The sequence below is a fragment of the Dactylosporangium siamense genome, from assembly GCF_016862795.1.
GTDB classification, from domain to species: domain Bacteria; phylum Actinomycetota; class Actinomycetes; order Mycobacteriales; family Micromonosporaceae; genus Dactylosporangium; species Dactylosporangium siamense.
Genome location: NZ_BONQ01000118.1, coordinates 35,581 through 59,335, shown reverse-complemented (window position 1 = coordinate 59,335; position 23,755 = coordinate 35,581). Strand labels below are relative to the sequence as shown.

Sequence of the window (23,755 nt, the reverse complement as noted above, 5' to 3'; positions counted from 1 at the left end):
CCCGCGGGGACGGAGAGCCACATGCAGTTACGCTGCCGGCGAATGACGGGGGACGCGCAGGCCGACCTCGGCGATGACAACGGCGCACCACCGTCGACGCCCTGGCTGCCGTCGACGGCAGTGCTGCGCCGCCACGGCGCGCGCGTCCTGGAGTCCGGCGACGGCGCGTCCGCCCCGACGGTCTACCGCGCGGGCGTCCTGCTGTCGACCGAGCCGGCGGCGGAGCAGCCGGAGACGCTCGAGCGATGCAACCGGACCCTGGCCGCGACCGGCATGCGCCTCGCCGCCTCCGCGCCCGGCGACCACGACCACGGCCACCACCACGGCCACGGCCGCGACGGCCACGGTCCGGACGGGCCGGTCCGGGAGCGGGCCGCACGGCGGCGGGTGCGGGCGGTGCAGCTCGTCGCGGCGCACGGCGGCGACCCCGAGTCCATCGACGCGTGGGCCGCGCTGAAGGCACTGCGGGCCAGCGGCCACGGCGCGCACCTGTCCCTCGACCACCTGCTGTTCGGCGCCTCCATCGGTGGGGTGCCGATGACCGAGGGGTCCCCCATGACGGAAGGCTCTCCGATGACGGAGGGTTCACCGATGACGGAGGGCTCCCCCATGACGGAGGGGTCCCCGATGACCGAGGGCTCCCCCATGACGGAGGGCAGCGCCTGGCGCTTCGCCGGCGGCGCCGGCCGCCAGCCGGTCGACCTGGTCCTGCAGCCGCCCCGCCGGCGCACCACGGCCGAGCTCGGCGACCGCCGGCCCGTCGTCGCGGTCCTCGACACCGGCATCTCCCCGCACGAGTGGCTGGACGTGCCCGCACCGGCCGGTTCGGCGCTGCCCGAGGACGGGTTCACCGCCGTCGACGCCGAGCTGCAGGCCTCGATCCTCGCCGCGCAGGAGCAGCTCATCGCCGCCGGCCACTCGCTGCAGCGGATCCGCGACGCGTGGGAGCGGCAGATCAGGACCGGCTCCGTCGCCGGCGAGCTTGGCAGCCACACCGGCCACGGCACGTTCATCGGCGGCCTCATCCGCCAGGTCGCCCCCGACGCGACCGTCCTGCAGATCCGGGTCATGCACAGCGACGGCGTCGTCTACGAGAGCGACCTGCTCATCGCCCTCGACCGGCTCGCCGACCAGGTCGAGGCGGCCCAGGCCGGCACCGGCGGCAGCATGGTCGACGTCGTGTGCCTCTCACTCGGCTACTACCTGGAGAACGCGGCGGACGCCACGTACACCATCCGCCTCCAGGAACACGTCGACCGTCTCCTCGCCGCCGGGGTCGTCGTGGTCGCCGCCGCCGGCAACCACGCCACGTCCCGCGAGTTCTACCCCGCGGCCCTGCGCTGCGACGGGGACCTGCCGGTGATGAGCGTCGGCGCGTTCCAGCCCAACGACGCCAAGGCCATGTTCAGCAACGACGGTCCCTGGGTCCGCTACTGGGCTCCCGGTTCGGCGCTGGTCAGCACGTACCCGAAGATCCAGGGCAGCCGCGGCGCCGCCTACACCACCCCGGCCGGCAACGCCGGCGGCCGGCCCGCCCGCCGCGAGACCCTCGACGCCGACGACTACACCCGGGGGTTCGCCTCCTGGAGCGGCAGCTCGTTCGCCGCCGGTCTCGGCGCCGCCGAGGTCGCCGCGCTGCTCCTCGCCAACGCGGCCGAGGACCCGCAGCTGCGCCTCGACCACCTCGACGCGAAGTCCACCGCGCAACGGGCGCTCAAGGCCCTCGACGGATTCCCCGGGTAGGCCGCGATGGACGACGACGACACCCTCCTGGCCGAACTGCGCCGCATCGCCGGCATCGTCGACCCGGTCCCCGCCGACCTGCTCTTCTCCCTCAGCATCACCGGCTTCGACATCGAGGTCTGCCGTCTCGTCCCGCAACCCCCCGCCGGCCTGCTGGCGGGGGTCCGCGGCGACGAGGAGACGACCCGGGCCACGTTCGAGTCCGCCAGCCTCACGATCATGGTCGAGTGGACCGCCGGCACCAACGGCACCGTCCGCCTCGACGGCTGGCTGGCCCCGCCCGTGGCCTGCCGCATCGAGCTGCGCACCGTCGACGGCCCGCAGACGATGGACACCGACGAGGGCGGCCGCTTCGCCGCGGCCCGGATCAGCCGGGGCGAGGTGCAGATCCGGGTGCATGCCACGACCGACCAAGTAGCCGATGGCGTCCTGACGGTGGTGACGCCATCGTTCGTGGTGTAGCCGACGAACCGCCCGGCCCGTCCCACCCGCGCGAACCCGCGCGGGCTATACGCATACCCGGAAACGGCCCTCCCGAGCCCCAGCTGGTGACCCGGGCGGTGCGGCTGCACCGTTCCGCGGTGAAGGCGGGCGCCGCCGGAAAGCCGGCGACCGCCGCGCGGCACGCCGCGGAGGCGCTGCGGCTCCTCGGGTGGCCGGACGGCGAACCGTCCGCGCCCGCGCTCGCCGCGAGGCTCCTGCTGACCCTCGCCCACGCCGAGGCCGAGCAGGGCCGCACCGACCGCGGCCTCGAGCTGCTCGACCGCGCCGAGACCCTCGCCGACCTCGCCGACGTCGGCACCGTCCTGCAGCAACGCGGCCTGCTCCTGCTGCGCCGCGGCGAGATCGACGCCGCCCTGAAGCTGCTCGACGCCGCCGTCCCCGTCCTGCAGGAGCACGGCGAGCCCACCGTCCTCGCGCGCACCCTGCTCAACCGCGGCGTCGTGCACCTCACCGCCGGTCGGGTCCGTCTCGCCCGCGCCGACCTGCGCCAGTGCCACGACCTCGCCGGCACGCACGGCCTGGACCTGCTCGCCGCCAAGGCCGAACACAACCTCGGCTACTGCGCCCTCGCCGACGGCGACGTGCCCGCGGCGCTGCAGACGTTCGACACCGCGGCCGACTCGCTGCGCCGCCTGCACGCCGACGGGTTCCTCGCCATCTCCATGCTCGACCGGGGCCGGGCCCTGCTCGGCGCCGGCCTGGACACCGCCGCCGCGGAGGAGCTCGACCAGTCGATCGAGCTGCTCAAACGCCACCGCCTCAGCCAGGACCTCGGCGAGGCCGAACTGGCCCGGGCCCAGGCCGCCCTCGGCAGCGGCGACCTGGCCGCCGCCGCCCTGTGGAGCGCCCGCGCCCGGGCCCGCTTCACCCGCCGCCACAACCGCGCCTGGGCCGCCCTGGCCGCCTCCCTCCAGGTCCGCGTCGACCTCGCCGCCGCCGCGCGGGTCACCGCCGGTGCGGATCACGCGCCGGAGGCGACGACGCGGCGTAAACTCCTCGCCGTGGCCAGGCAGGCCACCCGGCTCGCGGCGACACTGCGGGACCTCGGCCTGCGCCACGACGCCGGCGGCGCCGACCTGCTCGCCCTGCGGGCCCGGATCGCCGCGGGCGACACCCCCACCGCCGAGCAGCGGGTCGCGGCGCGGCGGGTCCTGCCGGCCGACGTGCCCCTCGACACCCGCCTGCTGCGCCGCCTCACCCGGGCCGAGCTGCACCGCGCCGACGGCAATCCGCGCCCCGCCCTCGACGAGCTGCACAAGGGGCTCGCCACGCTGCAGGAGCACCGGCGCCGGTTCGGCAGCCTGGAGCTGCAGAGCAGCGTGGCCGCGCTCGGGGCGGACCTCGGCACGGTCGGGCTGGACATCTCGTGGTCGCTCGGCCCGCCCGGCCTCGTCTTCAACTGGTCGGAGCGGTCCCGGGCCCAGTCGTTCCGGACCCGCTCGGTGCTGCCGCCGCAGGACCCGCAGGTCGCCGACGCCCTCGCGGAGCTGCGCCAGCTGCGCCGGGCGGTCCGCCTCGCCGAGCTCGAAGGCCGCCCCGAGCCGCTGCTGCGGGCCCGCTGCAGCGAGCTCGAACAGGGCATCCGCCGCCAGGGCTGGTGGGCCGCGGACACCGAGGAGGGCCACGGCGCCGCCACCGACGCCGAGGTCCTGGCCGAGCTCGCCCGCGCCGGCCAGTCGATGGTCACCTACCTCGTGCGCCGCGACCAGCTGCACGCCCTCGTCCTCGCCTCCGGGACGATCACCTCGGTCGAGCTCGGCGCGTACGCCCCCGTCGCCGAGTCCGTCCGCCGCCTGCTCAGCGACCTCGACACCGCCGCCGACCGGCGCCTGCCCCCGAAACTCGCGGCGGTGGTCCGCGCCAGCGCCGACCGGCAGGCCACGACCCTCGACCAGGCGTTGATCGCTCCGGTACGGGCAGCGCTCGGCACCCACGACGTCATCCTGGTGCCCACCCGGCAGCTCGCCGTCCTGCCCTGGGGCCTCCTGCCCAGCCTGCGGGGACGCCCGGTCTCGGTGGCGCCGTCGGCTTCGGTGTGGCTCGCCGCGCGTACCGCCGACCGGACCGCGACCACCGGCTCGCCGCTGCTGGTCGCGGGCCCCGACCTCCTGCACGCCGACGCGGAGATCGACGCGATCGCGGCCCTGTATCCCAGAGGCCGCGTCCTGCGTGGCGCCGCCGCCACCGCGACCGACGTCCTGGCCGGCATGGACGCCGCACCGGTCGTCCACGTCGCCGCGCACGGCCACCACGACACGCAGAACGTCCTGTTCTCCCGGCTGGAGCTGGGCGACGGCCCGCTGCTGGCGTACGAGCTGCAACGCCTCGGCACCGCCCCCGGCCAGGTCGTCCTGTCCGCCTGCGACGTCGGCCGCGCGGTGGTGCGGGCCGGCGACGAACTGGTCGGGTTCACCGCCGCCCTCCTGCACGCCGGCACCGCCAACGTCGTGGCCAGCGTCGCCCGCATCCCCGACGAGCTGGGCCCCAAGGTCATGGCGCACTACCACCGGGCCGTCGCCACCGGCGTCACCCCCGCCCGCGCCCTGGCGGACCTGCCGGAGGCGACCCCGTTCGTCTGCTTCGGCGCCGGCTGAACCTTCCCCCGTCCCCACGGCGCCTCTACTACGTCCATCTCTTTGTTTCGACGCGTGTTCACGGGGGACACCATGAAACTCGCACTCTGCATCGGCATCAACGACTACCCGGGCGTCTCGAACGACCTGTACGGCTGCCGCAACGACGCCGCCGACTGGACCGCGGCGCTGTCCGCCCGGGGCTTCGACGTCCGCACCCTGCTCGACAGCGCCGCGTCCGGCACCGCGATCCGCACCGGCATCGCCGACCTGCTCTCCCGCGCCGCCACCGGCGACGCGGTCGTCATCACGTACTCCGGCCACGGCACCTGGGTCCCGGACCTCGACGGCGACGAGCCCGACAACCGCGACGAGGCCATCTGCCCGCACGACGTCGCCGCCAACGGCCCGCTGCTGGACGACGAGCTGTCCACGCTGTTCAGCGCGGCGGACCCCGGTGTGCGCACCGTGCTCATCTCCGACTCCTGCCACTCGGGGACGCTGGCCCGGCTGAGCCGCCCGCTCGGCGACGATCGCTGTTCGAGCCGCTTCCTTGCCCCGTCGACGTTCCTCCCGCCGCCCGCGGGGTTGCCTGCGGGGTTGGCTGCGGGGTTGCCTGCGGGGTTGGCTGCCGGGTCGGCTGTCCGTGGCGGGGCGCGGTCCCGTCCTCGCTCCGCCGCGCTGCTGCTGTCCGCCTGCCGGGACACCGAGTACTCGTACGACGCCACGTTCTCCGGCCGCCCCAACGGCGCGTTCACGTACGTGGCGCTGACGGCGCTCGCGGAGCTGCCGCCGGGCGCCACGTACCGCGACTGGCTCAGGGCGATCCGGGCGCAGCTGCCGAGCCAGAACTACCCGCAGACCCCGGCCCTGCAGGCCAGCCCGGCGCAGCTCGCCTGGCCCCTGCTCGCCTGACCCCGCCACCGCATTTCGAAAGGCCTTGACCGCCGGCTCACATTGACCGACGTCAACGGCAACGGCCTTAGTCAATCACCGGCGCCGCACGCCCGGAAACGCCGGAACACGCCCGACAATGCCCATCACCACCGATTTGCCGCCAAGCCGCGATCGACGGAAAGCCACTCCCCCGAGCCACGGCACCGGCGGCCATAGACGGCGTGCGATCCACAGCGCAACCTGCGAGCGGATCGCACGCCGCCAATCCCACAAAAGCCACAACCCGGCCATCGACCACCACCCTGCCCGTGATCGAAGCCGCCCCACCGCCACCCGGACGACCCACCAGCGACTCCGACCACGGCGACGCGAGCACGCGACGACCCGGCCGGCATGGTCGCAGCGCTTTCCGGCGACCGCCTCCGCGGAAACACGCGACGCCCCGACCAGGACTTCACGCCGACACCGGCAGGCGCCCGGTCGCGCAGCAGTGCCCCGGCACGGACTTCACGCCGCCCCGCCGCCGCCCGGTCACAGATCGAAGTGCCGCACGGTCACCCAGATCGACCGGTCCGCGACTTCGTTCACCGGCGCCGTGATCGAAGTCGTGCACGGGCCGCGCTGACAGCCAGCCGGCGACGTCGATCACCGGGAACATCCACCACCGGCACAGCACAGGCCGACAAAGAGGCCGATCCGGACACCGACAGCGCCGGACCGGAGGCCGGAACACGCGGCGACATCGCCGGATCCCCACAACCCGAACGATCCCGGGCACCTGACCCCAGCGATCCTTCGACCTGTCGCACCACCAACCGGCCGACAAGATCATTTCACGGTCGCGTCCACGGAAGGTGGTGTACGGCTGGCGGGCCCGCCCGCTTCGGCAGCCACGGTTGCGGAGTGATGGCAGACCCGCTGCACTTCGGCCACACCGCCGTTCCGTGCTGTGGGCCGCGCACGCGGCCGTGACACCTGCTCACGGCTGGATCGAAATCGTCTCGTGGCCCGCCGGGACGGCCGGTCCGCAGCGTCGTGCCGTGCGGGGCCTTGCCCAGCGGGCGGTGACGCGACAAGCGGAACGATGTCCGGGGTCAGGGGCCCGGGGATCCTTCCGGTTGTGGAGAAATCCGGCAACGACGCCCGGCCCACGATCCGGCACTGCCGAGGCCCCGGATCAGCCCGTTCGCCTGCTTGTTCCCCCGCCGGGAGCGGACCCTCCTGATGATCGAAGCCGCGGGCCGGCTGTCCGCATCACCCATGCACAACCTCGATCTGCCCGCCCGACCGCTCGACCCCGCGCGCCAGGCGACGGTCTGGGCGACGCACGTCGCGAGCGGTCACCGTGCCGGCATCGACCGAGGGCCCGGGACGGGACGTCGCGCGGATGTCCGCCGGAAAGCGTGAAAGGGGCGTGCGGACGCCTCCCGCGCTTCACCGAGACGCGGCGGCGGATGCGCCGGATCGTTCGTGATCCAAGGCGCTACATCCAAGGCGCCACCCGGCCACTCGAACACCACGACAGCGGACACGACCCGCGATTGCGGCTGCCCGAAGGTGGGTCGCGAGGAGCGCAAGGGCAGGCCAGCGGCCGCACACAACGCCGGTTAGGACACCACTCGCGGCACCGAAATCGAACACGACCCACGCACGATCACGACCACGACCACGACCAGCGCACAACCAATGACCCACGACCCACGCACGACCAACGGCCCACGCACAACCAACAACCCACGCACAACCCACGACCCACGCACGACCAACAACCCCACGACCAGCGCACAACCAACGACCCACGACCCACGCACGACCCACGATCCGCGCATGACCCGCGGGCATGCGCCGATCAACGGCTGGGTGGGGTTGGGGGCGGGGCTATGGGATCGGGGTTGGGAGGGGGTCGGGTGGAAAGGTGGTGGCGTCGGGCAGTGGGGAGTCGATGACGGCGAACTGGGTCCGGTACAGCTCCGCATACAGGCCGCCCGCCGTGACCAGGGAGTCGTGGGTGCCGTGCTCGACGATGCGGCCGCCGTCGACGACGAGGATCTGGTCGGCGTCGCGGATGGTGGACAGGCGGTGGGCGATGACGAGGGCGGTGCGGCCGGTGAGGGCCTCGGCGAGGGCGCGCTGGACGGCGGCCTCGGACTCCGAGTCGAGGTGGGCGGTGGCCTCGTCGAGGATGACGATGGAGGGGGCCTTGAGCAGGAGGCGGGCGATGGCGATGCGTTGCTTCTCGCCGCCGGAGAAGCGGTAGCCGCGCTCGCCGACGACGGTGTCCAGGCCCTCGGGGAGGGAGTCGACGAGGTCGCCGACCTGGGCGCGGCGCAGGGCGGTGCGGATCTCGTCGTCGGTGGCGTCCGGTTTCGCGTAGCGCAGGTTGTCGGCGATGGTCTCGTGGAAGAGGTGGGAGTCCTGGGTGACGACGCCGATGGTGTCGCGCAGGGACTGCAGGGTGGCGTCGCGGACGTCGACGCCGCCGACGAGGATCGCGCCGGCGGTGGCGTCGTAGACGCGCGGGACGAGCATCGCGGTGGTGGACTTGCCGGCGCCGGAGGGGCCGACGAGCGCGACCATCCGGCCGGGCTCCACGGTGAAGGAGACGCCCTTGAGCACCTCGTCGGTGACGGTGCGGTCCAGCGACGCGACGTCCTCGAGGGACGCGAGGGAGACCTCGGCGGCGCTCGGGTAGCGGAAGTGCACGTCGCGGAACTCGACCTTCGCGGCGCCGGCCGGCAGCGGGCGGGCGTCGGGGCGCTCGGCGATGCCGGGGGCGAGGTCGAGGACCTCGAAGACCCGCTCGAACGAGACGAGCGCGCTCATCACGTCGACGCGGACGTTGGACAGCGCGGTCAGCGGACCGTAGAGCCGGGTGAGCAGCAGCGCGAGGGTGACGACGGTGCCGGCGGTGATCTGGCCGTGCACGGCGAACCACCCGCCGAGGCCATACGTGAGGGCCTGCGCGAGCGAGGCGACGAGCAGCATGCTGACGAAGAACACGCGGCTGTACATGGCGGACTGGATGCCGATGTCGCGGACCCGGCCGGCCCGGTCGGCGAAGCGGGTCGCCTCGGTCTCCGGCCGGCCGAACAGCTTGACCAGCAGCGCGCCGGCGACACCGAAGCGCTCGGTCATCGTCGCGTTCATGGTGGCGTCGAGCTGGTATGCCTCGCGGGTGATCGCGGCGAGGCGCTTGCCGACGCGGCGGGCCGGGAGGATGAAGACCGGCAGCATGACCAGCGACAGCAGGGTCACCTGCCAGGAGAGGGTGAGCATCACCGCGGCGGTGAGGACCAGCTGGATGACGTTGCTGACGACGCCGGACAGGGTCGAGGTGAACGCGCGCTGGGCGCCCTGGACGTCGTTGTTGAGCCGGCTGACGAGGGCGCCGGTCTGGGTGCGGGTGAAGAACTGCAGCGGCATGAGCTGCACGTGGCCATACACCTGGGTGCGCAGCGACAGGATGATGCCCTCGCCGATGCGGGCCGAATACCACCGCTGGACGAGGGACAGCAGCGCGTCGACGACGGCGAGCGCGCCGATGAGCAGCGCGACCCGCACGACCGCCGTGCCGGCGTCGGGACCACCAGCGTTGATCTTGTTGATGACGTCGCCGGCGAGATACGGCGTGGCGACGCCGATGGCCGCGCCGAGGACGACGGTGACCAGGAAGACGCTGATGTCACTGCGATAGGGCCGGGCGAACGCGAGGATCCGCTTCGCCGTGCCGCGGGCCAGTCGCTTGCCCGCCAGCTCGTCGGCCTTGCGCAGGGAACGCAGCGTCTCCCAGCCCGCCATGCTGCTCGGCGACGTCATCGCTTACCCCCGGGTTCGGTGAAGTTCACCCAAGCATGCCCGGGGGGTACGACAAAACTTATTCGCCGAGACCCGAGAGGTCCTGGATCCGGCGGACCTGCGCGGCCCGCTCGACGGCCTCCTGCTCGGCGAACGTGTGCCCGCCGGCGGCCGCGATCAGCGCCTTGATCTCCACGACCGCGTCCCGCGAACCCGCGAGGACGGCCGCGGTGAGATCACTCACGGCGTCGGACAGTGCCGAGGCGGGCACCACCACGTTGGCGAGACCGATCTGCGACGCCTCCGGCGCCGGCACGCGCCGGCCGGTCACGCACAGCTCCAGTGCCCGCGCGTAACCGACCAGCTCGACGAGCCGCTTCGTGCCGCCGAGGTCCGGGACGAGTCCCAGCGTGACCTCGGCCATGCAGAACTTGACGTCCTCGGCCACGACGCGGAAGTCGCAGGCGAGGGCGAGCTGGAAGCCGGCGCCGATGGCGTGGCCGTGGACCGCCGCGATCGAGATGAGCGACGGCTGCCGGAGCCAGGCGAACGCCTCCTGGTACTGCGCGATCTGCGCTTCGGAGACGCCGCCGAGCATGGTCGCGGCGACCGAGGTGTCGAGCCCGGCTGAGAAGGCCCGACCGGATCCGCGCACGATCACCACCCGCACGTCGCCCGGCAGTGACCGGCCGAACGCCCGCAGGTCGGCCCACAACGCGGGGGTCTGCGCGTTGAGAACCTCGGGCCGGTCCAACGTCACCGTCGCGACCGGCCCATCGACGTCGAAGCGTGCCTCTGTCGAGGCCCCGCCGAAACGCGCCTCTCCCGGAGAGGGAGTGGCGGTCACGCCTTCTTGCGGCGCCGGGCACCGCCACGCTGACGAAGCTGAACGCCAGATTCGGTCAGCACCCGGTGCACAAATCCATAGGAACGACCGGTGGAAGCGGCGAGCGCGCGGATACTCTCACCGTTGGTGTACCGCTTCACGAGGTCCTTCGCCAGTGTCTGCCTTTCGGCGCCGACGATCCGGCGACCCTTCTCGGTGCTGGTGGTGGCGGTGGCTGCCATGCTGATCCCTCACGTCCCAGACAGAGCGGTTGGTGCGGTCCCACCTATTAGACCGCCTCGAACGATCATGCGCTAGATATCGACGGCACGCCAACCGACACGCACAGCATTGTCGCCTACCCGATACCGTGATGCGCCGTGATGAGCGAACCCCCCACCGACCGACCTTGGACTGCGCATCGTGAGCGTCGCGATGCGCTCCGTTGGGTTGTCCTCGGCCTGTGCGGCCTCGCGCTCGCGGCGCTCGCGGTGCAGCTCGACGCCCGTCTGGGCACCGCCAGCGCCCCCTTCCTCGGCAGGTACAAGATCAGGGTCGGGCCGGGGAGCGTACTGGCGCCGCTGGTGGCCGCAGCGGTACTGTGGTCCGCATCACAGACCCCCCGAAGGCAGCGATCTTGGCGAAAAATTCAGCTTTTCGGGTACATCGCCGGCCTGACGTGGGCTATCGCTTTGGCGCTTGTCGATGGATGGTCGGGCCTTACGAAAGCCTTGGGCTCGCCGGAGGAATACCTGGGTGATGTAAGGCGGGTCGGTGCCGATCCGCTGGCATACCTCAGACATTTCACCGCCGACGCGCCGGCGCACTCGGTCGCGTCCCGGGGCCATCCGCCCGGCCCCGTACTGTTTTTGTGGTTGGCCGACCAAATCGGTGTCGACAACCACGTCGTCCTCGGATTCCTGATCACCGCCCTATCGGCGCTGACGATTCCGTTGGTGTTGTCGGCGGTCCGTGACTCGGTCGGCGAAGCGGCCGCGCGGCGGTATCTGCCGGTGCTCGTGCTGGCCCCGTACGCGATCTGGGTGGCGGTCAGCCTGGACGGCCTGGTGGCCACCCTGGGCGCGGCGGCCATCGTGGCGGGGCTGCGGGCCAGCCGCACCAAGGTCCGCGGGCTGAAAGCCACCGGCTGGGCGCTCGCCGCCGGCCTGCTGACCGGGATCGCGGCGCTGTTCTCGTACTCCGCGCCGTGGCTCGGCCTGTCGATCGTGTTCATCTACTTCGCCCGCAGACGGGCGTTCCTCAACGTGGTCACGGGCATCGGCGCCCTGGCCCCCGTGCTGACCGCGCAGCTGCTCGGCTTCAGCTGGGCGGACGGCCTCGTCACCGCCGAGACCGACTACGCCAGCCGGGTCGCGCCCTACCGGTCGGTGCTGTGGTGGAGCGCGATCAGCGTGGTCGTGCTGCTGCTCGCCACCGGCCCGGCGATCGTCGCCAGCGCGCGGAAGGTCCGCAACACCGCCGCCTGGCCCTTCCTGGTGGGCGCGGGCGCGGCAGTGGTGTTCTCGATCGCGGCGGGCCTGGCCCGCGGTGGCGTCGAGCACGCGTGGCTGCCGTTCTTCCCGTGGCTGACCGTCGCCGCGGTCGCGCCGGAGAAGCCCGGCGGCGAGCTGCCCCCGACCCCGCTGCTGCTCACAGCGGTAGGGGCGGCCCTCGCGATCGTCGTGGAAGCCGCATTGATCACCCCATGGTGATCAGGCCAGCTCCACCAGCTCCAGCAGGTCGTCGCTCCACGCGTCCTCGACCCCGTCGGGCAGGAGGATCGCCCGGTCCGGCTTCAGCGCGGTCACCGCGCCCGGGTCGTGCGTGACGAGCACGATCGCCCCGGGATACCGCGCGATCGCGTCCAGGACCTGCTCCCGGCTGATCGGGTCGAGGTTGTTGGTGGGCTCGTCGAGCAGCAGCACGTTGGCGCCGGAGCAGACCAGCGTCGCCAGGGCCAGCCGGGTCTTCTCCCCGCCGGAGAGGACCCCGGCGGGCTTGTCGACGTCGTCGCCGGTGAACAGGAACGCACCGAGGATCTTGCGCAGCTCGGTGTCGTTCTGGTCCGGCGCCGCGGAGCGCATCAGCTCCAGGATCGTGCGGTCGACGTCGAGCTGCTCGTGCTCCTGGGCGTAGTAGCCGCGCTGGAGGCCGTGCCCCTCGTGCACCTCACCGCTGTCCGGGGTCAGCTCGCCGGCCAGCATCCGCAGCAGCGTGGTCTTGCCGGCGCCGTTGAGCCCGAGGATCGCCACCCGGGAGCCGCGGTCGACGGCCACGTCGACGTCCATGAAGATCTCGAGCGAGCCGTAGGTCTTCGACAGCCCGGACGCCGTCAGCGGGGTCTTGCCGCACGGCTTCGGGTTGGGGAAGCGGACCTTCGCCACCTTGTCGGAGACCCGGACCTCTTCGAGGTCGCCCAGCATGCGCTCGGCGCGGCGGGCCATGTTCTGCGCGGCGATGGTCTTGGTGGCCTTGGCCCGCATCTTGTCGGCCTGCGCGAACAGGGCGCCGGCCTTCTTCTCGGCGTTGGCCCGTTCCCGCTTGCGGCGCTTCTCGTCCGTCTCGCGCTGCTGCTGGTACAGCTTCCAGTTCAGGTTGTAGAAGTCGATCGTGGCGCGGTTGGCATCCAGATACCAGACCTTGTTGACGATCGCGTCCAGCATCTCGACGTCGTGGGAGATCACCACGAGGCCGCCCTTGTGGCTGGACAGGAAGTTGCGCAGCCAGGAGATGGAGTCGGAGTCGAGGTGGTTGGTCGGCTCGTCCAGCAGCAGGATGCCGCCCCCGGTCGCGGCCGCGTCGCGGAACAGGATGCGCGCCAGCTCGATGCGGCGGCGCTGACCACCGGACAGCGTGCCGATGGTCTGCGCGAGGACCCGGTCCGGCAGGCCCAGGTTGGCGCAGATCCGGGCGGCCTCGGCCTCGGCCGCGTAGCCGCCCAGGCCGGCGAACTGGTCCTCGAGCTGCCCATACCGCCGGATCAGCCGCTCGTCGTCGCCGAGGCGCTCCTCGAGGGCCTTCATCTCGGCGTAGATGGTGTCCAGGCCACGGGCGGACAGCACCCGGTCCCGGGCGGTGACCTCCAGGTCGCCGGTGCGCGGGTCCTGCGGCAGGTAGCCGACCGGCCCGCGGCGCTCGACCGCGCCCGCGTGCGGGGTGCCCTCGCCCGCGAGGACCTTCAGGGTGGTGGTCTTGCCGGCACCGTTGCGCCCCACCAGACCGATGCGGTCGCCGGGCTGGATGCGCAGGCTGATGTCGCTGAGGAGGATGCGCGCACCCGCGCGCAGCTCAAGACCCGTGGTCGTGATCACAGGAAAGACTCGCTCTCGCAATATTCAAGGGGAAGATGGACAGACTCCAGGTGCGGGACCGGGGTCACTCCCTCTGAGTGCGAGGCATGCAAGTCACCCGCATATCGTACCGTGCGCACCGCGCGAGCCCGCCACACGATTACGTCACAAGATCATCGGGTACCGCTCGAAGCAGACACCGGTCGATCCCCGCAAGGTCCCCCCGTACGAAGAGGTGTGCCATGGAGTTCAACGACGATGCCGACCTCGACAGCAGCCAGGTCAACGACCTGCGCGGCTCGACCAGTGGCGGCGGTGGCGGTGGCGGTGGCCTCGGCGGCATCCCGATCCCCATCCCGGGGGGCGGGGGCGGCAAGATGGGCCTCATCATCACCCTGATCGTCCTGGCCCTGGTGGTCTGCGGCGGCGGCGGGCTCTTCGGCAGCGGCCTGCTCGGCGGTGGTGGCGGCGGCGACCAGCAGGCCGACAACAGCGACATCGAGAAGCGCTGTGACAAGTCCAACAAGGACCGGTTCAACGACGCCGACTGCCGCAACCTGCTCTACATCAACTCCGTCCAGGCGTACTGGAAGACGGAGCTGCCGGAGGCGTTCGGCAAGCAGTACCAGCCGGCCAAGACGAACTACTTCAACGGCGCCGTCAACACCGGCTGCGGCCAGGCCGACTCCGGCGTCGGGCCGTTCTACTGCCCCTCGGACAGCCAGGTCTACATCGACCTGACGTTCTACAACGAGCTGTCCAGCCGCTTCGGGGCCAAGGGCGAGTTCGCCGCGCCCTACGTGATCGCCCACGAGTACGGCCACCACATCCAGAACCTGCTCGGCACCAACGCCAAGGTCCAGCCGGGCGACACCGGCCCCACCTCGGGCTCGGTGCGCCTGGAGCTGCAGGCCGACTGCTACGCCGGGACCTGGGCCTTCCACGCCACCGAGACGAAGGACAAGGAAGGCGACGCGGTCCTCTTCAAGTCCATCACCCAGCAGGACATCGACGAGGCGCTCGAGGCGGCACAGGCGATCGGCGACGACACCATCCAGAAGAAGTCCGGCAGCGGCGTGAACCCCGACGCGTTCACCCACGGCACGTCCGCGCAGCGCCAGAAGTGGTTCAAGATCGGCTTCGACAAGGGCGACCCGAAGCTGTGCGACACGTTCTCCACCAGCAGTCTGTGACCGAAATCGACGACATCGCCGCGGCCTTCCGGGAGCACGCCGCCCCCGGCCAGGCCGCGGCGATGCGCGCCTACATGCGGGACCAGTTCGAGTTCCTCGGCCTCCCCAGCCCGCTGCGGCGGCAGCTGTCCAAGCCGTTCCTCAAGGACGAGCACCCCCTGCGAACAGCGCAGGCCTGCTGGGCGATGCCGGAGCGGGAGTTCCAGTACTTCGCCTGCGACCTGCTGGCCCGCCACGCCAGGACACTGACCCCCGACGACCTGCCCGCGCTGAAGACACTGATCACCACGAAGCCGTGGTGGGACACCGTCGACGCGCTCGCCGCCAACGTCGTCGGGCCCGTGGTCCGCGCCGACCAGACCCCGATGGACGCGTGGATCGGCGACGACGACCTGTGGGTCGTGCGCACCGCGATCCTGCACCAGCTGCGGTACAAGGCCGCGACGGACAGTGCGCGGCTCTTCGCGTACACCGGCCAACACCGCCATCACAAGGACTTCTTCATCCGCAAGGGGATCGGCTGGGCCCTGCGCGAATACGCCAGGACGGACCCGGCCGCGGTCCGCCGCTTCGTCGCCGACCACCCGGACCTGTCCGGATTGTCCAAGCGGGAGGCGCTGAAGAATATCGGTGGCGACCCGGCGGACCCGTCGGCATGATGCTCGCCATGACCAGATGCCGCCCCGCAGTCCCCGCCCGCTCCGGCGACGGGACCAAGCGACAGGCCGGCGTCCTGACGGAGGCGAGCCGCAAGCAGCGGTCGTGAGCGCCGGGCTCGGCGAGGTCGTCCTCTCGGGGATGCTCGCCGGCTACGGGGTGGCGGTCCCGGTCGGCGCCATCGGTGCCCTGATCGCCGGCCTCGCCGCCCGCACCGGCTGGAGGACCGGCGCCGGCGCGGCGCTCGGGGTCGCCACCGCCGACGGGATCTACGCGGTGGTCGCCGTGCTCGGCGGCGCCGCCCTCGCGGGGCTGATCGAGCCGATCTCGACTCCCTTGCGTTGGATCGCGGCGACGGTACTGGCATTGCTCGCCATCAAGACTGCCGTAGCCTCGCTCAGCCACCGGCACGACGCTGCGCGCGCTCACGAGGCCGACGGCAGGATGAGCCGCCCGGCCGGCGCGTACTTCGCCCTGCTCGGCCTGACCCTGCTCAACCCGGCGACGATCGTCTACTTCGGGGCGTTGGTCCTCGGCCGGCGCGCCGACGACGGCCTGTCCCCGGCCGGCGAGACCGTGTGGGTCCTCGCCGCGTTCGTGGCGTCGGCGAGCTGGCAGCTGCTGATCGCCGGCGGCGGCACCCTCCTGGGCCGGGTCCTGACCGGTCCGCGCGGCCGGCTGTGGACGGCGCTGACCTCGAGCGCCGTGATCGCCGTCCTCGCGGTGGTCCTGGTCGTGTGACCTTGGCTGTGACCTTTCGACGGCGTCAGGCGTGATGTCTGCATGAGGGATGCCAACGGGTTCGCCGAGTGTTACGCGCTGCAGTTCCGGCCGATCGCCGCACAGCTCAGCGTGTACCTCGGCGACCTCGACGAGGCCCGGGACCTGACCCAGGAGGCGTTCGTGCGCGCCTGGCAGCGCTGGGACCGGATCAGCCGCTACGAGGAGCCCGCCGCCTGGATCCGCCGGGTCGCGTGGAACCTCGCCACGTCGCGGCTGCGCCGCCTGCGCGTCGCGCTGACGCACCAGCGGCTGATCCTGGTCGAGCCGGTATCCGCGCCGGGCGAGCACCGGATCGCGATCCGGGACGCGCTCGCGGAGCTGCCCGACGGGCAGCGCCGGGCGGTGGTGCTGCACTACCTGGTCGGGCTGCCGGTGGCCGAGGTCGCCGACATCTGCCGGGTCCGTGAGGGCACCGTCCGCACCTGGCTCTACCGGGCCCGGCACACCCTCGCCGCCAGTCTCGACGACTTCCGAGAGGTGCCACGATGACAGACGATCTCCGGTACGCGCTGCGTGCCGAATACGAACTGGCCCATGAGGCGATCCGGCCGGACGGGGTGGCCGCGGTCCACGCGACCGCGTCCCGCAACCGGCGCCGGCGGGCCTTCGCGGGCGCGGCCGTGCTGGCCGTCGCGCTGGCCGGCGGCGGCGCGGCCGCGTGGCGGCTGGCGCCGGGCGACGCCCCGCCGCAGATGGTCGGTGGCGGCGGCTGCGACCGGCCCGGCGTCGACGTGTCGGTGTTCCTGCGCGAGGGCCGCACCGACGAGCAGACCGCCGAGATCGACCGGGCGCTGCGGGCCTCCCCCGAGGTCTACTGCCTGGTCTTCGAGACCAAAGAGGTGGCCTGGGAGCGGTTCAAGCGGGACTTCAGCGACGCCCCGGACCTCGTCGCGGCGACAAAGGTCGACCAGCTGCCGGAGTCGTTCCGGTTCCGGGTCGCGAAGCGCGCCGAGGTGGACGTGGTCGAGCACCGGGTCGGCGGCCTCAACGGCATCACCGACTACATCTGCCAGTGCCCGACCAAGTCCGCTAGACGTTGAAGCCGAGGGCACGCAACTGGTCGCGGCCCTCGTCGCTGATCTTGTCCGGGCCCCACGGCGGCAGCCACACCCAGTTGATCCGGATGTCGCTGACCAGGCCTCCACCCGGGCCGGTGGTCAACGCCTGACGGGTCTGGTCCTCGATGACGTCGGTCAGCGGGCAGGCCGCGGACGTCAGCGTCATGTCGAGGGTCGCGACGTTGTCCTCGTCGACGTGGATGCCATACACGAGGCCCAGATCGACGACGTTGATCCCCAGCTCGGGGTCGACGACGTCCTTCATCGCCTCTTCGATGTCGGCGAGCACCGCGGTCATGCCTTCTCCTCTTCCGGGACGGCCCTGGCGAGCGCGTCCTTGTACGCCATCCACGGCAGCAGCGCGCACTTGACCCGCGCGGGGTACCTCGCGACGCCGGCGAACGCGACCGCGTCCTCCAGCACCGCCTCGTCCGGCTCGACCTGACCGCGGCCGCCCATGAGCTCGGCGAACGCCTCGTGCCGGCGCAAGGACTCCTCGACCGTGCCGCCCTTGAGCAGCTCGTGCAGGATGCTCGCGGAGGCCTGGCTGATCGAGCAGCCCATGCCCTCGTAGGAGACATCCGCGACGGTGTCGCCCTTGATCGACACGCGGAGGGTCACCTCGTCACCGCAGGTCGGGTTGACGTGGTGGGCCTCCGCGTCGAACGGCTCGCGCAGGCCACGGCCGTGCGGCCGTTTGTAGTGATCCAGGATGATCTCCTGGTAGAGCTGGTCGAGCTTCATGCGAAGACCTTCCGCACCCGCTCGAGCCCCCGCACCAGCGCGTCGATCTCGCTGATGGTGGTGTACAGGTAGAACGACGCCCGCGTGGTCGCCGGCACGCCGAAGCGCACGCAGGTGGGCCGCGCGCAGTGGTGCCCGACGCGGACCTGCACACCCTCGTCGTCGAGGATCTGCCCGACGTCGTGCGGGTGGATCCCGTCGACGGTGAAGGAGATCGTCGCGCCGCGGTCGGCGGTGTCCGTCGGCCCGATGACCCGCACGTCCGGCGTCGCCGCGAGCGCGTCGAGGGCATAGGCGGTGAGCTGCTTCTCGTGCGCCTGGATCGCGTCCATGCCGACGGCGCTGAGATAGTCGACGGCCGCGCCGAGACCGACCGCCTCGGCGATCGGCGGGGTGCCGGCCTCGAAGCGGGCGGGTGGCGGCATGAACGTCGAGCCGGTCATCGCCACGGTCTCGATCATCGAGCCGCCGCCGAGGAACGGGGGCATGGCGTCGAGCAGTTCGAAGCGTCCCCAGAGCGCGCCGATGCCGGTCGGGCCGAGCATCTTGTGGCCGGTGAACGCGACGAAGTCGGCGCCGAGCGCGGTCACGTCCACCGGGATGTGCGGCACCGACTGGGAGCCGTCCAGCAGCACCAGCGCGCCGACCTGCCGGGCCCGCGCGACGAGGACGTCGACGGGGTTGATCGTGCCGAGCAGGTTGGAGTAGTGCACCACCGAGACGAGCTTCGTGCGCTCGTTGATCAGGTCCTCGAGCCGGGACAGGTCGAGCCGGCCCTCGTCGGTGAGGCCGAACCAGCGCAGCGTCGCGCCGGTGCGCTGCGCGAGCAGCTGCCACGGCACGATGTTGGAGTGGTGCTCCATCTCGGTGATGACGATCTCGTCACCGGGTCCGAGGCGCAGGCGCGGGTCCTGCGCACCGGCGGTGAAGGCGTGCGCGACGAGGTTGATCGCCTCGGTCGAGTTCTTCGTGAACACGATCTCGGCCGCGGTGCCCGCTCCGACGAACGCCGCGACCTTCTCGCGGGCGCCCTCGAACGCCTCGGTCGCCTCGGTGCCGAGCGTGTGCACGGACCGGGCGACGTTGGCGTTGTGCAGCTCGTAGTGTTCCCGGACCGCGTCGATCACCTGGCGAGGCTTCTGCGACGTGTTCCCGGAGTCGAGGTAGACGAGCGGGTTGCCGTTGACCTCCCGATCCAGGATCGGGAAGTCCTTGCGTACCGCGTCAACATCCAGCGCGTTCATGATTCCCCTATGCGTGCGTCGCGGAGTCCGCACCCGCCAGGTAGCGCTCGTAGCCTTCGGCCTCGAGCTGCTCGGCGAGCTCCGGCCCGCCCTCTTCGACGATGCGGCCACCGACGAAGACGTGGACCTGGTCAGGCTTGATGTACTTGAGGATCCGGGTCCAGTGGGTGATCAGCAGCAGGCCGGTGTCGCCGCCCTCACGGACCCGGCCGACGCCCTCGCTGACCACCCGCAGCGCGTCGATGTCGAGGCCCGAGTCGGTCTCGTCGAGCACCGCGATCTTCGGCTTCAGCAGCTCCAGCTGCATGATCTCGTGGCGCTTCTTCTCGCCGCCGGAGAAGCCCTCGTTGACGTTGCGCTGGGCGAACGCCGGGTCCATGTGCAGCTTCTCCATGGCGCCGCGCAGCTCGCCGGACCAGGTGCGCAGCTTGGGCGCCTCGCCGTCGATCGCGGTCTTCGCGGTGCGCAGGAAGTTGGCGACGGAGACGCCGGGCACCTCGACCGGGTGCTGCATGGCCAGGAACAGCCCGGCGCGGGCCCGCTCGTCGACGGTCATCGCGAGCACGTCCTGCCCGTCGAGGGTCATCGAGCCACCGGTGACCTCGTAGCGCGGGTGGCCGGCGATCGCATACGCCAGGGTGGACTTGCCGGAGCCGTTGGGGCCCATGATGGCGTGGGTCTCCCCCGCCCGGACGGTCAGATCGACCCCGGCGAGGATCGGCTTCAGCTCGCCGTCGGGCAGCTTCACCGACACCTGCAGGTTGCTGATCTCCAGCGTGCTCACTTCGTCACTCCGTTACTGGGATTCAAGTCGATGTACACGTCGCCGTCGCGGATCTCGACGGGGTAGACCGGGACCGGTTCGGTCGCCGGCAGGCCGCTCGGCTCGCCGGTGCGCAGGTCGAAGCGCGAGCCGTGCAGCCAGCACTCCAGGGTGCAGCCCTCGACCTCACCCTCCGACAGCGCGACCGAGGCGTGCGAGCACTCGTCGTAGGCGGCGTAGAAGTTGTCGTCGTCGGCGTGGACGAGCGCGATCTCGGTCCCCTCGACCTCGAACTGCTGCACCGTCCCCTTCGCCACGTCACCGACCGCGCACACCTTGATCATGCGCCGGCCGCCTCGAGCCGGGAGTCGATGACCTCACCCAGCCGGTCGCGCAGCGACTCGACCGGGATCTTGTGCAGCAGCTCGGCGAAGAAGCCGCGGACCACGAGCTTGCGGGCCTGGTCGTCGGGGATGCCCCGGGACATCAGGTAGAACAGCTGCTCGTCGTCGAAGCGCCCGGTGGTGCTCGCGTGGCCGGCACCGACGACCTCGCCGGTCTCGATCTCCAGGTTGGGCACCGAGTCGGCACGCGCCCCGTCGGTCAGCACCAGGTTGCGGTTGATCTCATACGTGCTGGTGCCGGTCGCCTCGGCCCGGATGAGCACGTCGCCGACCCACACCGTGTGCGAGTCCTGGCCCTGCAGCGCCCCACGGTAGGAGACGAAGCTGCGGCAGTCCGGCACCGAGTGGTCGACCAGCAGCCGGTGCTCCAGGTGCTGGCCGGCGTCGGCGAAGTAGAGCCCGAACGCGTCGATCTCGCCGCCCCGGCCGGTGTAGTCGACGCTGGTGTACTGGCGCACGACGCCGCCGCCGAGCGTCACCTGGACGTGCGTGACCGCGGCGTCGCGGCCGATCAGGAAGCGGACGTGCTGGGCCTGCACCGCGTCGGCGTCCCAGTCGGTGACGGTGACCAGCGTGAGCCGGGCCGCGTCGCCGACGATCACCTCGACGTTGTCGGCGAGGGTGACCGTGCCGACCTGCTCCAGCACGACGGTCGCCTCCGCGAGCCGGCCAACCTCGACGACGGTGTGGCCGAACGCGACCTCCGTCGTCGAACCGACCAGCCGCACCACGGCCGCGGTCTCCGGCACGGCGTTCGCCGCGACGGCGACGACCAGCGACTCGGTGGCCCCGCCGGCGGCGAGGGCGCTGATCCGGTCGAACGGCGTCAGCGCGGCGCCGATCCGCAGGTCGACGCTGTCGACGGTCACTCCCGCCGGCAGCTCACCGACCTCGACCTTCGGCGCCGACGCGCCGGCTCCGGCGACCTCGGTCGCCAGGCCGCGCAGGCGCTTGAGCGGGGTGAACCGCCACTCCTCCTCCCGGCCGGTGAGGGCCGGGAAGTCGGCGATGTCGAACGAACGGACCTGCTGCGCGCGGGTCTTCGGTGGAACGAGTGCAGGAGCGCTCATGCCGCCGCCTCCGCTGCGCTCCAGCGTCGGCCTGAGCCGAAACTGACACACGATGCGCGGCCCGAGCCGCTTCGCTGGCCGCTCATCCGACAGCGCCCTCCATCTGCAGCTCGATGAGCCGGTTGAGCTCCAACGCATACTCCATGGGCAGTTCCTTGGCGATCGGCTCGATGAAGCCGCGCACGATCATCGCCATCGCCTCGTCCTCGGTGAGGCCGCGGGACATCAGATAGAACAGCTGGTCGTCGCTGATCTTCGAGACCGTCGCCTCGTGCCCCATCGACACGTCGTCCTCGCGGATGTCGACGTACGGGTACGTGTCGGAGCGGGAGATCGTGTCCACCAGCAGCGCGTCGCACTTCACCGTCGAGCGGGAGTGGTGCGAGCCCTCGAGGACCTGGACCAGGCCACGGTAGGAGGTGCGGCCGCCGGCCCGGGCGATCGACTTCGACACGATGGTGCTCGACGTGTGCGGGGCGGCGTGCACCATCTTGGCGCCCGCGTCCTGGTGCTGGCCCTCGCCGGCCATCGCGACCGACATGACCTCGCCCTTGGCGTGCTCACCGACCATGTAGACCGCCGGGTACTTCATGGTGACCTTGGAGCCGAGGTTGCCGTCGATCCACTCCATGGTCGCGCCCTCGTGGCACACGGCGCGCTTGGTGACCAGGTTGTAGACGTTGGTCGACCAGTTCTGGATCGTGGTGTAGCGGCAGCGGGCGCCCTTCTTCACCACGATCTCCACCACCGCGGAGTGCAGCGAGTCCGAGGAGTAGATCGGCGCGGTGCAGCCCTCGACGTAGTGGACGTACGCGTCCTCGTCGACGATGATCAGCGTCCGCTCGAACTGGCCCATGTTCTCGGTGTTGATCCGGAAATACGCCTGCAGCGGGATCTCCACCTTCACGCCCTTGGGCACGTAGATGAAGCTGCCGCCGGACCACACCGAGGTGTTCAGCGCGGCGAACTTGTTGTCGCCGACCGGGATCACGGTGCCGAAATACTCCTTGAACACGTCCTCGTGCTCACGCAGCGCGGTGTCCGTGTCGAGGAAGACGACGCCCTGCTTCTCGAGGTCCTCCTGGATCTGGTGGTAGACGACCTCCGACTCGTACTGCGCGGCGACGCCGGCGACGAGGCGCTGCTTCTCCGCCTCGGGGATGCCGAGCCGGTCATAGGTCGCCTTGATGTCGTCGGGCAGCTCTTCCCAGCTCGCCGCCTGCTTCTCGGTCGAGCGGACGAAATACTTGATGTTGTCGAAGTCGATGTGCGACAGGTCCGCGCCCCACGCCGGCATCGGCTTGCGGTCGAACAGGCGCAGGCCCTTCAGGCGCAGGTCGAGCATCCACTGCGGCTCGCTCTTCTTCGCCGAGATGTCGCGCACGACGTCCTCGTTGAGGCCGCGGCGTGCCGAGGCACCCGCGCTGTCCGAGTCGGCCCAGCCGTACTCGTACCGGCCGAGGCCGGCAAGCTGATCGGCAGTGGTCATCTCACGTTCCTTTGCCTATCGGGACGGGCACCGGGAACCGGTGCCGGAATGTGGGTGGTGCAGATGCCATCGCCGTTGGCGATGGTCGCGAGGCGCTGGACGTGCGTGCCGACCAGGCGGGAGATGACCTGGGTCTCGGCCTCGCACAGCTGGGAGAACTCGGCGGCGACGTGCGCCACCGGGCAGTGGTGCTGGCACAGTTGCCCACCGGTCGCGATGGTCGTCGCGCCGGCAGCGTAGCCCTCGGCGGTCAGCGCCTTGGCGAGGGCCTCGGCCCTGGCGAGCGGGTCGTCGCCGGCCTCGGCCATGGCCGACTTGCAGCGCTCCTCGAGCCCGGCGACCTGCGCCATGGCGAACGCCGCCACCGCCGAGGGCCCGTGGTGCTCGGCGATCCACCGCAGCGCCGACGTGGCAAGATCGTCATAGGTGTGCGGCAGCGACTCGCGCGCCGCGGCGGTCAGCGTGAACACCCGCGCCGGCCGGCCACGCCCCCGGCGCCCGCGATCGGGGCGCTCCCGGCTCTCCACGAGCCCCTCGGCGAGCATCGCGTCGAGGTGCCGGCGGATCCCGGCCGCGCTCAGCCCGAGGGCGAGCCCGAGCTCGGTCGCCGTGGCGGACCCCTGCTGCAGCAGCAGCTCCGTGACGCGGTCACGGGTGCGCACGTCAAGCGGCGGGCACGCGTCAGCGGCAGCAGACCCCTGCGCCACCTCCACGTTTTTCAC

The 23,755-nt window shown here is 71.6% G+C and carries 22 protein-coding genes; 10 read left to right on the top strand and 12 right to left on the bottom strand.

What is annotated here, in order from left to right:
• The first annotated feature begins 42 nt into the window (after positions 1-42).
• The 4 genes from Dsi01nite_RS37435 to Dsi01nite_RS37420 all read left to right on the top strand — a co-directional run bounded on the left by Dsi01nite_RS37435 (position 43) and on the right by Dsi01nite_RS37420 (position 5,735).
• Positions 43-1,743: a S8 family serine peptidase gene (locus Dsi01nite_RS37435; RefSeq protein ID WP_203851104.1), complete on the top strand. Its 1,701-nt coding sequence runs from the start codon at positions 43-45 to the stop codon at positions 1,741-1,743.
• Positions 1,744-1,749: 6 nt separating this feature from the next.
• Positions 1,750-2,205 carry a hypothetical protein gene (locus Dsi01nite_RS37430; protein WP_203851103.1) on the top strand — a complete coding sequence of 152 codons (456 nt, stop codon included), beginning with the start codon at positions 1,750-1,752 and terminating at the stop codon, positions 2,203-2,205.
• 86 nt (positions 2,206-2,291) lie between these two features.
• The gene (locus Dsi01nite_RS37425) at positions 2,292-4,841 is read left to right on the top strand and encodes a CHAT domain-containing protein (protein WP_203851102.1); all 2,550 of its coding nucleotides are present in this window, start codon (positions 2,292-2,294) and stop codon (positions 4,839-4,841) included.
• Positions 4,842-4,913: 72 nt separating this feature from the next.
• Positions 4,914-5,735, top strand: coding sequence for a caspase family protein (locus Dsi01nite_RS37420; RefSeq protein ID WP_203851101.1), 822 nt, complete (start codon positions 4,914-4,916; stop codon positions 5,733-5,735).
• Positions 5,736-7,595: 1,860 nt separating this feature from the next.
• Here the strand turns inward: Dsi01nite_RS37420 and Dsi01nite_RS37415 are convergent.
• The 3 genes from Dsi01nite_RS37415 to Dsi01nite_RS37405 are packed head-to-tail and all read right to left on the bottom strand — an operon-like array spanning position 7,596 to position 10,580.
• The gene (locus Dsi01nite_RS37415) at positions 7,596-9,533 is read right to left on the bottom strand and encodes an ABC transporter ATP-binding protein (protein WP_203851100.1); all 1,938 of its coding nucleotides are present in this window, start codon (positions 9,531-9,533) and stop codon (positions 7,596-7,598) included.
• Positions 9,534-9,591: 58 nt separating this feature from the next.
• Positions 9,592-10,359: an enoyl-CoA hydratase/isomerase family protein gene (locus Dsi01nite_RS37410; RefSeq protein WP_203851099.1), complete on the bottom strand. Its 768-nt coding sequence runs from the start codon at positions 10,357-10,359 to the stop codon at positions 9,592-9,594.
• Entirely contained in the window at positions 10,356-10,580 is a 225-nt protein-coding gene (locus Dsi01nite_RS37405; RefSeq protein WP_033359767.1) for a helix-turn-helix domain-containing protein, read from the bottom strand. The genes Dsi01nite_RS37410 and Dsi01nite_RS37405 overlap by 4 nt, the downstream gene beginning before the upstream one ends.
• Before the next feature lie 141 nt (positions 10,581-10,721).
• On the opposite strand from Dsi01nite_RS37405, the gene Dsi01nite_RS37400 reads away from it, so the two are divergent.
• Positions 10,722-12,050, top strand: a complete 1,329-nt coding sequence (locus tag Dsi01nite_RS37400) for a hypothetical protein (RefSeq protein WP_203851144.1) — start codon at positions 10,722-10,724, stop codon at positions 12,048-12,050.
• On the opposite strand, the gene Dsi01nite_RS37395 is transcribed toward Dsi01nite_RS37400, so the two are convergent.
• Positions 12,051-13,649, bottom strand: a complete 1,599-nt coding sequence (locus Dsi01nite_RS37395; RefSeq protein ID WP_203851098.1) for an ABC-F family ATP-binding cassette domain-containing protein — start codon at positions 13,647-13,649, stop codon at positions 12,051-12,053.
• Positions 13,650-13,870: 221 nt separating this feature from the next.
• Here Dsi01nite_RS37395 and ypfJ point away from each other — a divergent pair, with 221 nt between their 5' ends.
• The 5 genes from ypfJ (at position 13,871) to Dsi01nite_RS57685 (ending at position 17,301) form a co-directional block, all read left to right on the top strand.
• Positions 13,871-14,821, top strand: a complete 951-nt coding sequence (gene ypfJ / locus Dsi01nite_RS37390) for a KPN_02809 family neutral zinc metallopeptidase (RefSeq protein ID WP_203851097.1) — start codon at positions 13,871-13,873, stop codon at positions 14,819-14,821.
• Positions 14,818-15,480 (top strand): DNA alkylation repair protein, encoded by a 663-nt coding sequence (locus Dsi01nite_RS37385; protein ID WP_239136449.1) that lies wholly within the window; start codon positions 14,818-14,820, stop codon positions 15,478-15,480. Before ypfJ ends, Dsi01nite_RS37385 begins: the two co-directional genes overlap by 4 nt.
• Before the next feature lie 139 nt (positions 15,481-15,619).
• Positions 15,620-16,219: a LysE family transporter gene (locus Dsi01nite_RS37380; protein WP_239136455.1), complete on the top strand. Its 600-nt coding sequence runs from the start codon at positions 15,620-15,622 to the stop codon at positions 16,217-16,219.
• Positions 16,220-16,261: 42 nt separating this feature from the next.
• A complete protein-coding gene (locus Dsi01nite_RS37375) occupies positions 16,262-16,750 on the top strand; it encodes an RNA polymerase sigma factor (protein WP_203851095.1) in 489 nt (162 codons plus the stop codon).
• Entirely contained in the window at positions 16,747-17,301 is a 555-nt protein-coding gene (locus Dsi01nite_RS57685; protein ID WP_239136448.1) for a permease-like cell division protein FtsX, read from the top strand. The genes Dsi01nite_RS37375 and Dsi01nite_RS57685 overlap by 4 nt, the downstream gene beginning before the upstream one ends.
• Here Dsi01nite_RS57685 and Dsi01nite_RS37365 read toward each other — a convergent pair.
• The 8 genes from Dsi01nite_RS37365 to Dsi01nite_RS37330 all read right to left on the bottom strand — a co-directional run bounded on the left by Dsi01nite_RS37365 (position 17,291) and on the right by Dsi01nite_RS37330 (position 23,755).
• A complete protein-coding gene (locus tag Dsi01nite_RS37365; protein ID WP_373318925.1) occupies positions 17,291-17,617 on the bottom strand; it encodes a metal-sulfur cluster assembly factor in 327 nt (108 codons plus the stop codon). The genes Dsi01nite_RS57685 and Dsi01nite_RS37365 overlap by 11 nt on opposite strands.
• Positions 17,614-18,063, bottom strand: coding sequence for a Fe-S cluster assembly sulfur transfer protein SufU (gene sufU, locus Dsi01nite_RS37360; protein ID WP_203851093.1), 450 nt, complete (start codon positions 18,061-18,063; stop codon positions 17,614-17,616). Before sufU ends, Dsi01nite_RS37365 begins: the two co-directional genes overlap by 4 nt.
• Positions 18,060-19,307, bottom strand: a complete 1,248-nt coding sequence (locus Dsi01nite_RS37355; protein WP_203851092.1) for a cysteine desulfurase — start codon at positions 19,305-19,307, stop codon at positions 18,060-18,062. Before Dsi01nite_RS37355 ends, sufU begins: the two co-directional genes overlap by 4 nt.
• A 7-nt stretch (positions 19,308-19,314) precedes the next feature.
• Entirely contained in the window at positions 19,315-20,091 is a 777-nt protein-coding gene (gene sufC / locus Dsi01nite_RS37350) for a Fe-S cluster assembly ATPase SufC (protein ID WP_203851091.1), read from the bottom strand.
• Positions 20,088-20,414, bottom strand: coding sequence for a non-heme iron oxygenase ferredoxin subunit (locus Dsi01nite_RS37345; protein WP_203851090.1), 327 nt, complete (start codon positions 20,412-20,414; stop codon positions 20,088-20,090). The genes sufC and Dsi01nite_RS37345 overlap by 4 nt, the downstream gene beginning before the upstream one ends.
• Entirely contained in the window at positions 20,411-21,544 is a 1,134-nt protein-coding gene (gene sufD, locus Dsi01nite_RS37340; protein ID WP_203851089.1) for a Fe-S cluster assembly protein SufD, read from the bottom strand. The genes Dsi01nite_RS37345 and sufD overlap by 4 nt, the downstream gene beginning before the upstream one ends.
• Positions 21,545-21,626: 82 nt before the next feature.
• Positions 21,627-23,033, bottom strand: coding sequence for a Fe-S cluster assembly protein SufB (gene sufB / locus Dsi01nite_RS37335; RefSeq protein WP_203851088.1), 1,407 nt, complete (start codon positions 23,031-23,033; stop codon positions 21,627-21,629).
• Positions 23,030-23,755: a helix-turn-helix transcriptional regulator gene (locus Dsi01nite_RS37330; RefSeq protein ID WP_373318924.1), complete on the bottom strand. Its 726-nt coding sequence runs from the start codon at positions 23,753-23,755 to the stop codon at positions 23,030-23,032. The genes sufB and Dsi01nite_RS37330 overlap by 4 nt, the downstream gene beginning before the upstream one ends.